Origin of the sequence: Photobacterium damselae subsp. damselae (genome assembly GCF_038086725.1) — a bacterium.
Taxonomy (GTDB): domain Bacteria; phylum Pseudomonadota; class Gammaproteobacteria; order Enterobacterales; family Vibrionaceae; genus Photobacterium; species Photobacterium damselae.
The window spans coordinates 508,734-523,239 of the sequence record NZ_CP146970.1 but is presented as its reverse complement, the minus strand read 5'-3'; the positions used below and the strand labels follow the sequence as shown (position 1 = coordinate 523,239).

The window sequence follows — 14,506 nt, the reverse complement described above, 5'->3', positions numbered from 1 at the left end:
CCTTGGGTGTTGTATGGTTAAGCCTCACGGGCAATTAGTACAGGTTAGCTCAACGCCTCACAGCGCTTACACACCCTGCCTATCTACGTCGTAGTCTCCAACAACCCTTTAGGATACTTATAGTATCAGGGATGACTCATCTTGAGGCTCGCTTCCCGCTTAGATGCTTTCAGCGGTTATCGATTCCGAACTTAGCTACCGGGCAATGCGTCTGGCGACACAACCCGAACACCAGAGGTTCGTCCACTCCGGTCCTCTCGTACTAGGAGCAGCCCCTCTCAATCATCCAACGCCCACGGCAGATAGGGACCGAACTGTCTCACGACGTTCTAAACCCAGCTCGCGTACCACTTTAAATGGCGAACAGCCATACCCTTGGGACCGACTTCAGCCCCAGGATGTGATGAGCCGACATCGAGGTGCCAAACACCGCCGTCGATATGAACTCTTGGGCGGTATCAGCCTGTTATCCCCGGAGTACCTTTTATCCGTTGAGCGATGGCCCTTCCATACAGAACCACCGGATCACTATGACCTGCTTTCGCACCTGCTCGAACCGTCATTCTCGCAGTTAAGCGGGCTTATGCCATTGCACTAACCTCACGATGTCCGACCGTGATTAGCCCACCTTCGTGCTCCTCCGTTACTCTTTGGGAGGAGACCGCCCCAGTCAAACTACCCACCAGGCACTGTCCTCACCCCAGATGATGGGGCCAAGTTAGAACATCAACACTACAAGGGTGGTATTTCAAGGACGACTCCACGCAAACTGGCGTCTGCGTTTCAAAGTCTCCCACCTATCCTACACATGTAGGGTCAATGTTCAGTGCCAAGCTGTAGTAAAGGTTCACGGGGTCTTTCCGTCTAGCCGCGGGTACGCTGCATCTTCACAGCGATTTCAATTTCACTGAGGCTCGGGTGGAGACAGCGTGGCCATCATTACGCCATTCGTGCAGGTCGGAACTTACCCGACAAGGAATTTCGCTACCTTAGGACCGTTATAGTTACGGCCGCCGTTTACCGGGGCTTCGATCAAGAGCTTCGACTTACGTCTAACCCCATCAATTAACCTTCCGGCACCGGGCAGGCGTCACACCGTATACGTCATCTTTCGATTTTGCACAGTGCTGTGTTTTTAATAAACAGTTGCAGCCACCTGGTATCTGCGACTCTCGACAGCTCCATCCGCGAGGGACTTCACCGTTAAGAGCGTACCTTCTCCCGAAGTTACGGTACCATTTTGCCTAGTTCCTTCACCCGAGTTCTCTCAAGCGCCTTGGTATTCTCTACCCGACCACCTGTGTCGGTTTGGGGTACGATTTCTTACTATCTGAAGCTTAGAGGCTTTTCCCGGAAGCATGGCATCAATGACTTCGCTACCGTAGTAGCTCGACATCGTATCTCAGTGTTAATGATGAACCGGATTTGCCTAATTCATCCACCTACGTACTTGGACCTGGACAACCGTCGCCAGGCTCACCTAGCCTTCTCCGTCCCCCCATCGCAATAGTAAGAAGTACGGGAATATTAACCCGTTTCCCATCGACTACGCCTTTCGGCCTCGCCTTAGGGGTCGACTCACCCTGCCCCGATTAACGTTGGACAGGAACCCTTGGTCTTCCGGCGAGGGAGTTTTTCACTCCCTTTGTCGTTACTCATGTCAGCATTCGCACTTCTGATACCTCCAGCACACTTTACAATGCACCTTCGACGGCTTACAGAACGCTCCCCTACCCAATGTGCATAAGCACATTGCCGCAGCTTCGGTGTATAGCTTAGCCCCGTTAAATCTTCCGCGCAGGCCGACTCGACCAGTGAGCTATTACGCTTTCTTTAAATGATGGCTGCTTCTAAGCCAACATCCTGGCTGTCTGAGCCTTCCCACATCGTTTCCCACTTAGCTATAACTTTGGGACCTTAGCTGGCGGTCTGGGTTGTTTCCCTCTTCACGACGGACGTTAGCACCCGCCGTGTGTCTCCCGGATAGTACTTACTGGTATTCGGAGTTTGCAAAGGGTTGGTAAGTCGGGATGACCCCCTAGCCTTAACAGTGCTCTACCCCCAGTAGTATTCGTCCGAGGCGCTACCTAAATAGCTTTCGGGGAGAACCAGCTATCTCCGAGTTTGATTGGCCTTTCACCCCTAGCCACAAGTCATCCGCTAATTTTTCAACATTAGTCGGTTCGGTCCTCCAATTGATGTTACTCAATCTTCAACCTGCCCATGGCTAGATCACTCGGTTTCGGGTCTAATCCTAGCAACTATGACGCCCAGTTAAGACTCGGTTTCCCTACGGCTCCCCTAGATGGTTAACCTTGCTACTAAAATTAAGTCGCTGACCCATTATACAAAAGGTACGCAGTCACAGGACAAGCCTGCTCCTACTGCTTGTACGTACACGGTTTCAGGTTCTATTTCACTCCCCTCACAGGGGTACTTTTCGCCTTTCCCTCACGGTACTGGTTCACTATCGGTCAGTCAGGAGTATTTAGCCTTGGAGGATGGTCCCCCCATATTCAGACAGGATAACACGTGTCCCGTCCTACTCGATTTCACTGAAAATGCGCTGTTGGTTACGGGGCTATCACCCTTTATTGCCATGCTTTCCAGCATGTTCACCTAACGCAAGATTAGCTTAAGGGCTAATCCGGTTTCGCTCGCCGCTACTGCCGGAATCTCGGTTGATTTCTCTTCCTCGGGGTACTTAGATGTTTCAGTTCCCCCGGTTCGCCTCACAATGCTATGAATTCACATTGAGATAACTGCTTATGCAGCTGGGTTTCCCCATTCGGAAATCGTAGACTCAAGTGGCTCTTACTGCCTCATCTACGCTTATCGCAAGTTAGTACGTCCTTCATCGCCTCTGACTGCCCAGGCATCCACCGTGTACGCTTAGTCACTTAACCATACAACCCCAAGAGGTTTCGTATGGCTCAACAACCAAGGTTTTTATGTTTTCGCCGGACTCTTACACAAGACACTTGAATGTGTTTGTTTTGAGAACTCGTTTTTATCTTTCGATAAAAACTTAAAATAAATCAATCATTCGATTGAATTTACTAGTCAGCTTTCCAGATTGTTAAAGAGCATAACGCAAAAGCGTTAATCAATAACTTATGTTATTCATTAGCACTTTTGCTATTTCTAAAACCATTTCACCAAGCAATCTGTGTGGACACTACGCAAAGCGCAGTCTTTTTTTGTAAGGAGGTGATCCAGCCCCAGGTTCCCCTAGGGCTACCTTGTTACGACTTCACCCCAGTCATGAACCACACCGTGGTAAACGCCCTCCCGAAGGTTAAGCTATCTACTTCTGGTGCAGCCCACTCCCATGGTGTGACGGGCGGTGTGTACAAGGCCCGGGAACGTATTCACCGTGGCATTCTGATCCACGATTACTAGCGATTCCGACTTCACGGAGTCGAGTTGCAGACTCCGATCCGGACTACGACATACTTTCTGGGATTCGCTCCACCTCGCGGTCTTGCTGCCCTCTGTATATGCCATTGTAGCACGTGTGTAGCCCTACTCGTAAGGGCCATGATGACTTGACGTCGTCCCCACCTTCCTCCGGTTTATCACCGGCAGTCTCCCTGGAGTTCCCACCCGAAGTGCTGGCAAACAAGGATAAGGGTTGCGCTCGTTGCGGGACTTAACCCAACATTTCACAACACGAGCTGACGACAGCCATGCAGCACCTGTCTCAGAGTTCCCGAAGGCACACTCGAATCTCTTCAAGCTTCTCTGGATGTCAAGAGTAGGTAAGGTTCTTCGCGTTGCATCGAATTAAACCACATGCTCCACCGCTTGTGCGGGCCCCCGTCAATTCATTTGAGTTTTAATCTTGCGACCGTACTCCCCAGGCGGTCTACTTAACGCGTTAGCTCCGAAAGCCACGGCTCAAGGCCACAACCTCCAAGTAGACATCGTTTACGGCGTGGACTACCAGGGTATCTAATCCTGTTTGCTCCCCACGCTTTCGCATCTGAGCGTCAGTCTTTGTCCAGGGGGCCGCCTTCGCCACTGGTATTCCTTCAGATCTCTACGCATTTCACCGCTACACCTGAAATTCTACCCCCCTCTACAAGACTCTAGCCTGCCAGTTTCAAATGCAATTCCGAGGTTAAGCCCCGGGCTTTCACATCTAACTTAACAGGCCGCCTGCATGCGCTTTACGCCCAGTAATTCCGATTAACGCTCGCACCCTCCGTATTACCGCGGCTGCTGGCACGGAGTTAGCCGGTGCTTCTTCTGTAGGTAACGTCAAATAATGCAGGTGTTAACTACACTACCTTCCTCCCTACTGAAAGTGCTTTACAACCCGAAGGCCTTCTTCACACACGCGGCATGGCTGCATCAGGGTTTCCCCCATTGTGCAATATTCCCCACTGCTGCCTCCCGTAGGAGTCTGGACCGTGTCTCAGTTCCAGTGTGGCTGATCATCCTCTCAGACCAGCTAGGGATCGTAGCCTTGGTGAGCCATTACCTCACCAACAAGCTAATCCCACCTGGGCTAATCCTGACGCGAGAGGCCCGAAGGTCCCCCTCTTTGCTCCGAAGAGATTATGCGGTATTAGCTATCGTTTCCAATAGTTATCCCCCACATCAGGGCATATTCCCAGGCATTACTCACCCGTCCGCCGCTCGCCGCCCTTAACGTTCCCCGAAGGTTCAGTTAAGTCGCTGCCGCTCGACTTGCATGTGTTAGGCCTGCCGCCAGCGTTCAATCTGAGCCATGATCAAACTCTTCAATTAAAGTTTTGTTGTATCTAACGATACGGCTCAATGAATACTGTTAATTCATCATAAATGATGAATGAATTGACTGTGCTGATACTTACGTATCACTTGGTCACTCAGTTTCATTGATTAAATCTTTTAGACTAAATCATTTCACGAGTGCCCACACAGATTGCATGGTCAAATTGTTAAAGAACAATACTGACTTTCGGTAACCGCCTGCGCCGTTGTCCGTGTCAGTGAGGTCGCATTATAGGGAGAAAGTTTTATCTGACAAGCCTTTTCTTAGAAAAAAACACTAAAAATAATTCAATAGATTAAATAAACAACCAAAACCAAAGAAAAGATCAAAATAACCTCACATCATTAGTCTTTATTATAAGAGAGACAGACTCACCCACAGAGTTTTTTATAAGTTCTGAACACCTTATCTATTAACTCTGCTCAATTATACAAAACAGAAAACACACATAAGGTCGATACAAATAGATATTCTTAAAATTGAAATGATATAAAAAGCAATGGGTGGTGAGAGTATAAGCTACATCCCCTATTTAGTTTCATTGCATATGATCACATTAGTTATGAGAGATGAGGCTAGGGGTGATAGTAGTGAACTTAAATTTCTTCTTTATGTTAACCCCAATTTCGGTAGCTATATAAAAGAAGTAATGTGTGCAAATGAAATAAAGATGGATATAGATTGGGGACTTAAACCCGCTTTCCATTGATTGATGACAAGGCGAAAAGCGAACTTAAGAATTTTTGGGATGTTAGAAACAACAAAGCCCCGACATGTGTCGAGGCTCTGTCTTAGAAACTGGTGCCCGGGGCCGGACTTGAACCGGCACAGTTATTCACCGGCGGATTTTGAATCCGCTGCGTCTACCAATTTCGCCACCCGGGCTGATGTGGTTCATTATACGCAGAAGTGATGTTGGCGCAAGAAGAAAAAACAAATTTTCTTTTAAAGATCACCTGTTTGCTGATTATTCAATCAAGATGAAACAAAAAGACAAACTTCGATGCAATAACTAGCAGTAAAAAAGTCTGGGGGTCTATGAAATACCCTATTTTGCTGTGCACCAACCTTATCACACTTTCCTACTATGGATTTCTTCTACTCCTATCACACTCAGTACTATTACCCATTCATCCCATAGATCATCCTTGCTATATTCGGCACGCAAATTAACGCAATAGACAGAGAGCGCCATGAAGAAAAAACACCACACCGCAGCATCGAATATAACTTCAACTCAGTATCCAAGCTTATTTCGTCGTTTAGGCGCGTGGCTTTATGACACGTTAATTGTTGCCGCTCTTCTTATGCTTGCTGGCGGTATCGCTATGGCTGTTGTCGCCCTTTTATTACACCTTAATATATTGGATATGGGAACATACCCTGATGTAAGTAGTTACTTAGGCACTCATCCAACAGCTGGCGCTCTTTATACAAGTTATTTAGCCATTGTCATTATTGGCTTCTATGGCTATTTTTGGGTACGTGGTGGGCAAACACTCGGAATGAAAGCGTGGAAGTTGAAGTTACAAAATAAAGATGGTTCCAATATTCGTGTTGCGCAGGCTTGTATTCGTATGGGCACCTCTGCATTCGGCCTTGGTAATTTACTAGCACCATTTAGTAAAGAGAAACAGTCATTTCAGGATCTCATGGCTGAATGTGAAATGATCGTCACTCACTAATTTTGCTAATCTAACTTATTTAGGCAAATAAAAAGGAGCCAACCATTGGGCTCCTTTTTTGTTTATCTCTTATAGTTTACGTTTTAGCAGATAAATCGTAATAGCTAAAAACACCATACTTGGTGCCAACGCCCCTATTACCGGTGGTAATCGATATACCTGACTCATTGGTCCAAAGACTTCGTTTGAAATATAAAACGCAAAACCAAAGATAACGCCCGATAGTACCCTCGCACCCATGGTTACACTTCGTAGTGGACCAAAAACAAATGATAGAGCCAATAGCATCATTACCGCGATAGATACAGGTTGTAACGCTTTACGCCAAAACGCTAACTCATAACGTGATGCATCTTGCTTAGACTCTTTTAAATACTGAACGTAATTGTATACCCCAGATAAAGAAAGCTCTTCTGGTTTTACTGTCACGATCGCTAACTTATCGGGTGTAAGCGTAGTCTGCCAATCCAGTGTTGGATATTTAGTTTCTTTGATCTCAATGGGAGCAAAATCTGTCACGGTAACATCTTTTAGTGACCAGCCTTTTTCAGCGTTATATTGCGCTTTTTCAGCAAAGACACTTTGAGTTAACTTGTCTTTACCGTTAAATTCCCAAATATTGATCCCATCCAATTCTTTCTGCTCATGAACTCGGGCGATATAAATAAAATCGTTACCATCTTTTGCCCACACGCCACTTTGAACCGATAACATGTTGCCGCCAGAGGTCCAGAATGTACGCAAATCACGAGCCGCTTTTTGTGCTTGAGGCGCACCCCATTGGCCTAATAACATCACCATCAGCATTAATGGCACTGCCGTTTTCAATGTTGATAAGCCAATATCTAATTTAGAGAAGCCCGCCGCTTGCATAACAACAAGTTCAGAGCTTGATGCCAGCATACCTAAGCCAATCAGAGCACCAAGTAATACTGCCATTGGAAAGAACATTTCGATATCACGCGGAACACTTAACAGAACGAAGATAAGCGCATTCCATAAATCATAAGTCCCTTGTCCAACTTTTCGTAACTGCTCAACGTATTTAATGATGGCAGAAAGTCCAACCAAGGTAGACAGAGTTAATGCTGTGGTTCCGATAATAGTTCGACCAATGTACCAGTCTAAAATCTTAAACATTAACCACGTCTCCGTACTTTATCTCTTAATTTACGCACAGGAAGCGTATCCCAACAGTTAAGCGCTACGCCAACAAACAATATCACTAAGTTAATCGACCATAACCCGATCATTGGAGGTAATGTGCCATCTTCTAAAGCCGATTTACCTGCGCTAATAGCAAGGAAATAGGCTAAATAAATCAATACTGCTGGAATCAATTTCGCAAACCGACCTTGACGAGGATTCACTGCAGAAAGTGGAACCACGACCATAGTTAGTAAAGGTATACAAAGAATCAGAGACATACGCCATTGAAACTCAGCTTGAGCTTCAGGCTCTGCACGCTGCATCAGCTCAAGTGTTGGCATTGCATCCCAATCGCGACGCTCTTCTTTTACTTTTCGCTGGCCAATAACGGCTTGATAGCCTTCAAAGTCAGTAATGGAGTAATCAAGACGCGTAGGTATCCCTTCATAGCGAGTACCATCTTTAAGATCCAAAATTTGACGACCATCTTTGTGTTCGCTGACATAACCATGATCGGCCACCAGCACACTTGGGCGAATACTATCTTTACCCTTTAGCTGAGCAACGAATACATGCTTAAGTGTTTTACCTTTATCGGTAATATCATTCACAAAGACAACACCTTGACCATTCGGTGCCGCTTGGAATTGACCTTTAACCAACAGATCTAAGCCGGAATCTGCTTTCACCGACTCCATCACTTGCGCTTCTTTTTCTGCCGCCCAAGGCGATAACCAAAGAGCGTTAAAAGTTGCTAAGGCTCCGGTAATTAAGGCTAAACTCAGTGCCGCTCGTAATAGAAATTTATTTCCCATACCTGTGGCATTCATTACCGTAATCTCACTTTCCGCATATAAACGACCAAAAGTGAGCAAAATTCCGATATACAGACTTAATGGCAACATTAGTAGTGCCATAGACGGCATATAAAGCCCCATTAGTGTTGTAATCAAATCACTGGGGATTGAGCCATCGGTCGCATCGGCTAGGATGCGAATAAATTTCTGACTGATGAAGACAAGAAAAAGGACGAAAAGAACCGCAAATTGGCTTTTTAATGTCTCACGTGTCAAATACCTAACAATAATCACGCTTTATATACCCATAGAAAACTTGTTTTTTTGCCAGAATCACTATAGTTTTTCGGTTAATCAGTTATTTTTTAATCTTTCGGCTAAATAGAAGCCTGCACTTTAATCCTATACCGAATCACCGGTTCAGCAAGTAAGTGCGGTATTATCCATCATTTAGCTTTAATTGTCTTTATAGGATGTTAGGAGTACGCATGGAGTTCAGTGTTAAAAGTGGTAGCCCCGAGAAACAGCGCAGTGCCTGTATCGTAGTCGGTGTCTTTGAACCACGCCGCCTATCTCCAATCGCAGAACAACTTGATAAAATCAGTGATGGTTATATCAGTTCACTATTGCGCCGTGGAGATCTGGAAGGCAAACCAGGCCAGATGCTACTACTTCACCATGTACCAAATATTTTATCAGAGCGCGTGCTTTTAGTTGGTTGTGGTAAAGAACGTGAGCTTGATGAACGCCAATACAAACAAATCATCAAGAAAACCATCAGCACCCTTAACGAAACTGGCTCAATGGAAGCGGTATGCTTTTTAACTGAGCTACACGTTAAAGGTCGTGATACATACTGGAAAGTTCGTCAAGCAGTCGAAACCACGAAAGACAGCCTGTACACATTCAACCAATTTAAAAGCAATAAACCAGAAACACGTCGCCCTCTTCGCAAGTTAGTCTTTAACGTACCAACTCGCCGCGAACTGTCTCTAGGTGAACGCGCTATCAACCATGGTCTTTCTATTTCATCAGGCGTAAAAGCCGCGAAAGACCTTGGCAATATGCCACCTAATGTTGCTAATCCTGCTTATCTTGCCTCTCAAGCTCGCCGTTTAGCTGATGATTTTGACACCGTAACAGCAAAAATTATCGGTGAGCAAGAGATGCAAACCCTCGGTATGACTTCTTATCTTGCTGTTGGCCAAGGGTCGAAAAACGAAGCTATGATGTCAATCATCGAGTACAAAGGCAACCCTGATCCAGAAGCAAAACCAATTGTTTTAGTAGGTAAAGGTCTCACTTTTGACTCAGGTGGTATCTCAATCAAGCCAAGTGCACAAATGGATGAGATGAAGTACGACATGTGTGGTGCGGCAACTGTCTTTGGTGCCATGAAAGCCCTTGCTAAGCTTAACCTACCAATTAATGTTGTTGGTGTCCTTGCTGGTTGTGAAAATATGCCAGGTGGTGGTGCATACCGTCCAGGTGATATCTTAACAACGATGTCAGGTCAGACCGTTGAAGTACTCAATACCGATGCTGAAGGTCGCTTAGTACTTTGTGATGCCTTAACTTATGTTGAGCGTTTTGAGCCAGAGTGCGTCGTTGACGTTGCGACCCTAACAGGCGCTTGCGTGGTGGCTCTTGGTCATCATATCAGTGGTCTAATGGGTAACCATAATCCTCTGGCTCACGAGTTGATTAATGCCTCAGAGCAAGCTGGCGATCGCGCATGGCGTCTACCGCTAGCAGAAGAATATCAAGAGCAAATCGCAAGCCCATTTGCTGATATGGCAAATATTGGCTCACCTGGCGCTGGTACTATTACCGCAGGTTGCTTCCTATCTCGCTTTACTAAGAAATACAACTGGGCTCACCTAGATATTGCCGGTACAGCATGGCAAGGCGGAGCAAATAAAGGGGCTACAGGTCGTCCTGTACCTTTACTTGTTCAATTCCTTCTAAACCGTGCAGGCCAAGAGTTGGTTGAATAATCAATATCAAAACTACACCTTAGCAAATCGATAAGATTGTAGTGCATCACCAAAGGGGCCTTGTGGTCCCTTTGTTTTAAGTACAATTGTTTGAGAGCAATGTTATGACTCATGCTACATTTTATATTATTGATGAACAGAATCAGGCTGAAGACTCTTTATTTCAGCTTCATTTTGCTTGTCAGCAAGCAGTGATGAGTTATCGCCAAGGTTATCGAGTTTATCTATTAGCTGAAGATAAAAGTCAGGCTGAACAAATAGATGAATATTTGTGGCAACAAGAGCCTGATAATTTTGTTCCTCATAATCTATTAGGAGAAGGCCCTCGAGGAGGAGCTCCAGTAGAGATAGGTTGGGGACAATTACGGCATAGTGGTCGACGAAATGTGCTAATAAATTTGGCAAAAAATGCACCAAATTTTGCCGTAACCTTTGTACAAGTGGTAGACTTTGTCCCTTGCGATGAAAAACTTAAGCAATTGGCACGTGAACGCTACAAGATTTATCGCCTTGCTGGCATTCAGTTAACAACAGCCAATGCTGTTGATACGCCCTAAATTCCACATAGATCCTTCTAAGAGCGCTATGGAAAAGACATATAATCCACAATCAATCGAACAAGCGCTGTATCAGCGCTGGGAAGAGGCTGGTTATTTCAAGCCTCATGGTGACACATCTAAAGATGCTTACAGCATTATGATCCCGCCACCAAACGTCACAGGTAGCCTACACATGGGTCACGCGTTCCAAGATACTATCATGGACACCTTGATCCGTTGCGAGCGTATGAAAGGCAAAAACACCCTATGGCAAGTCGGTACCGACCACGCAGGTATCGCGACCCAAATGGTTGTGGAGCGTAAGATTGCAGCTGAAGAAGGCAAAACAAAGCATGACTACGGCCGTGACGCTTTCATTGATAAAATCTGGGAATGGAAAGGCGAATCTGGTGGCACGATCACTAAACAGCTTCGTCGCCTAGGTGCATCAGTTGACTGGGACCGCGAACGTTTCACTATGGACGCAGGTCTGTCTAACGCAGTACAAGAAGTGTTTGTTCGTCTATACGAAGAAGACTTAATTTACCGCGGTAAGCGTCTAGTAAACTGGGATCCAAAACTACACACTGCGATCTCAGACCTAGAAGTTGAAAACAAAGATACAAAAGGCCATATGTGGCACTTCCGCTATCCTCTTGCTGATGGCGTGAAAACAGCAGATGGCAAAGACTATATTGTTGTTGCAACGACTCGTCCAGAAACCATGCTGGGTGATACAGGTGTTGCCGTTAACCCAGAAGATCCTCGTTACAAAGATCTGATCGGTAAAGACATCATTCTACCTATCGTAGGCCGTCGTATTCCAATTGTTGGTGATGAACACGCAGACATGGAAAAAGGCACTGGTTGTGTGAAAATCACACCTGCTCACGACTTTAACGACTACGAAGTAGGTAAACGTCATAGCTTGCCTATGATCAATATCCTAACGTTCAATGCTGATATTCGTGATGCCGCTGAAGTGTTCAACACTAATGGTGAACCAAGCGACGCATACAGCACTGAACTGCCAGCGAAATACCATGGCATGGAGCGTTTTGCAGCTCGTAAAGCTATCGTGGCAGAATTTGATGAACTAGGCCTACTAGAAGAGATCAAAGATCACGACCTACAAGTACCATATGGCGACCGTGGTGGCGTGGTTATCGAACCAATGCTAACTGACCAATGGTATGTACGTGCAGCACCGCTAGCAAAACCTGCTGTAGAAGCGGTAGAAAATGGCGATATCAAGTTTGTACCTAAGCAGTACGAAAACATGTACTTCTCTTGGATGCGTGACATTCAAGACTGGTGTATCTCTCGCCAGCTATGGTGGGGCCACCGTATCCCTGCATGGTACGACAACGACGGCAATGTATACGTAGGTCGTACAGAAGAAGAAGTTCGCGAGAATAACAATCTTGCACCTGTGGTTGTACTTCGCCAAGACGACGATGTACTTGATACTTGGTTCTCTTCTGCGTTATGGACTTTCGGTACTCAAGGCTGGCCAGAAAATACCATTGATCTTAAGACCTTCCACCCATCAGATGTGTTGGTAACAGGTTTTGATATCATCTTCTTCTGGGTTGCTCGTATGATCATGATGACCATGCACTTCTGTAAAGATGAAGACGGTAAAGCACAAGTTCCATTTAAAACGGTTTACGTTACGGGTCTTATCCGTGATGAAAACGGCGATAAAATGTCTAAGTCTAAGGGTAACGTACTTGACCCTATCGACATGATCGACGGTATTGATCTTGAATCTCTTGTTGCTAAGCGTACTGGTAACATGATGCAGCCACAGCTTGCGGCGAAGATCGAGAAAAACACTCGTAAGACATTTGAAAATGGTATCGAACCATACGGTACTGATGCATTACGCTTCACTCTAGCGGCAATGGCTTCAACTGGTCGTGATATCAACTGGGATATGAAGCGTCTTGAGGGTTACCGTAACTTCTGTAACAAACTATGGAACGCAAGTCGTTACGTATTGATGAACACAGAAGAGCAGGATTGTGGTTTTGCTGCAGGTAGCGAGCTTGAATACTCTCTTGCAGACAAGTGGATCGAATCTCAGTTTGAACTAGCTGCGAAAGAGTTTAATGCTCATATCGACAACTTCCGTCTAGATATGGCAGCAAACACGCTATACGAATTCATCTGGAACCAATTCTGTGACTGGTACCTAGAGCTAACTAAACCAGTTCTATGGAAAGGCTCTGAAGCGCAACAACGTGCTACTCGCCGTACCTTAATCACTGTACTTGAGAAGACTCTTCGTCTTGCACACCCAGTACTACCTTACATCACTGAAACTATCTGGCAGAGTGTGAAGCCACTAGTAGACGGTGTTGAAGGCGATACTATCATGCTACAAGCATTGCCTCAGTACGATGAAAATAATTTCGATGCTAAAGCTCTAGCTGATATCGAATGGGTGAAAGGCTTTATCACAAGTATCCGTAACCTACGTGCGGAATACGATATTGCGCCAAGCAAACCATTAGATGTAATGCTAAAAGCAACTGATGCTCAAGACGCAGCACGCCTTGAAGCAAACCGTACCGTTCTAATGTCTCTTGCAAAACTTGAGTCACTAAACGTACTAGAAGCAGGTGCAGAAACTCCAGCATGTGCGACAGCTCTTGTGGGTAAATCAGAGCTAATGATCCCAATGGCAGGTCTTATCGATAAAGATGCAGAACTTGCTCGTCTAGCAAAAGAAATTGCGAAGACTGAAGGTGAAATCAAGCGTATCGAAGGTAAGCTAGGTAACGAAGGTTTCGTTGCTAAAGCTCCAGAAGCGGTTATCGCTAAAGAGCGTGAGAAGCTAACGGGTTACCAAGAAGCACTAGCAAAACTTGCTGAACAAAAAGAAACTATCGCAGCGCTATAATCGGCCCGATGATTTCTAAAACAAAAACCGATGGCTTAGGCTGTCGGTTTTTTTATATCTTAATAAACCTATAACTCGATCAAGACCTTTCTCTTTCCATCTTATTTCATAGCTAACACCTATCAATAGAATTAAAAAAATCAAATATCTTTATTTCTTAATATTGGCCATACTTCAATCATCAAGAGAGAGGGATAAATAATGAAAAAGACAATCAGCTTTGCAGCAATACATTTTACTGTCGCATTTAGCGTCGCTTATATCTTAACGGGAGATATTATTTTAGGTAGTTTGATTGCCATGATTGAGCCCATGGTCAATACCGTTGCTTTCTACTTCCATGAAAAAGTGTGGCAACTAAAACATCTGAAACAGTCGGCCTTTAGTGCTCCAAGTAAAAAAACAGTTAGCTTTGCGATTGTTCACTTCAGCGTCGCCTTTGGTGTGGCTTATCTTTTAACTGGAGACGTTTTAATTGGTAGTGTGATGGCGATGATAGAACCTGCCATTAATACTGTCGCTTACTACTTCCATGAAAAAGTATGGCAAAAGAAAGAACATAATCACACTTTACTCGATGCCATGGTGTGTCAGCACTCATAACGATACAACAACAATAACGTGAAAAATGGGATAGTGGTTCATCTTCCTTACTCCTGCTCCTGATGA

At 45.3% G+C, this 14,506-nt stretch carries 7 protein-coding genes, 1 tRNA gene and 2 rRNA genes; 5 read left to right on the top strand and 5 right to left on the bottom strand.

What is annotated here, in order from left to right:
- Positions 1-13: 13 nt before the first annotated feature.
- The 3 genes from WAX86_RS02455 to WAX86_RS02445 all read right to left on the bottom strand — a co-directional run bounded on the left by WAX86_RS02455 (position 14) and on the right by WAX86_RS02445 (position 5,647).
- Positions 14-2,906, bottom strand: a 23S ribosomal RNA gene (locus WAX86_RS02455).
- Between the two features lie 297 nt (positions 2,907-3,203).
- Positions 3,204-4,755, bottom strand: a 16S ribosomal RNA gene (locus WAX86_RS02450).
- Together the 16S and 23S rRNA genes form the textbook arrangement of a ribosomal RNA operon.
- An 806-nt stretch (positions 4,756-5,561) precedes the next feature.
- Positions 5,562-5,647 (bottom strand) — tRNA-Leu (locus tag WAX86_RS02445).
- A 308-nt stretch (positions 5,648-5,955) separates the two neighbouring features.
- Between WAX86_RS02445 and WAX86_RS02440 the strand changes: the two genes are divergently transcribed.
- Complete coding sequence (locus tag WAX86_RS02440) at positions 5,956-6,447, top strand: RDD family protein (RefSeq protein WP_044176768.1); 492 nt, start codon at positions 5,956-5,958, stop codon at positions 6,445-6,447.
- Positions 6,448-6,516: 69 nt separating this feature from the next.
- On the opposite strand, the gene lptG is transcribed toward WAX86_RS02440, so the two are convergent.
- Together lptG and lptF are read right to left on the bottom strand one after the other, a co-directional pair.
- Complete coding sequence (lptG, locus tag WAX86_RS02435; protein WP_065170768.1) at positions 6,517-7,587, bottom strand: LPS export ABC transporter permease LptG; 1,071 nt, start codon at positions 7,585-7,587, stop codon at positions 6,517-6,519.
- The gene (gene lptF / locus WAX86_RS02430) at positions 7,587-8,687 is read right to left on the bottom strand and encodes an LPS export ABC transporter permease LptF (protein WP_065170769.1); all 1,101 of its coding nucleotides are present in this window, start codon (positions 8,685-8,687) and stop codon (positions 7,587-7,589) included. Before lptF ends, lptG begins: the two co-directional genes overlap by 1 nt.
- A 194-nt stretch (positions 8,688-8,881) precedes the next feature.
- Between lptF and pepA the strand changes: the two genes are divergently transcribed.
- The 4 genes from pepA (at position 8,882) to WAX86_RS02410 (ending at position 14,440) form a co-directional block, all read left to right on the top strand.
- Entirely contained in the window at positions 8,882-10,390 is a 1,509-nt protein-coding gene (gene pepA, locus WAX86_RS02425; RefSeq protein WP_341489044.1) for a leucyl aminopeptidase, read from the top strand.
- 104 nt (positions 10,391-10,494) lie between these two features.
- The gene (locus WAX86_RS02420) at positions 10,495-10,947 is read left to right on the top strand and encodes a DNA polymerase III subunit chi (RefSeq protein ID WP_044176774.1); all 453 of its coding nucleotides are present in this window, start codon (positions 10,495-10,497) and stop codon (positions 10,945-10,947) included.
- A gap of 28 nt (positions 10,948-10,975) precedes the next feature.
- Positions 10,976-13,837 carry a valine--tRNA ligase gene (locus WAX86_RS02415; protein WP_115426333.1) on the top strand — a complete coding sequence of 954 codons (2,862 nt, stop codon included), beginning with the start codon at positions 10,976-10,978 and terminating at the stop codon, positions 13,835-13,837.
- A gap of 201 nt (positions 13,838-14,038) precedes the next feature.
- On the top strand, positions 14,039-14,440 hold the full coding sequence (locus tag WAX86_RS02410) for a DUF2061 domain-containing protein (RefSeq protein ID WP_065170771.1): 402 nt from the start codon (positions 14,039-14,041) through the stop codon (positions 14,438-14,440).
- Positions 14,441-14,506: the final 66 nt, after the last annotated feature.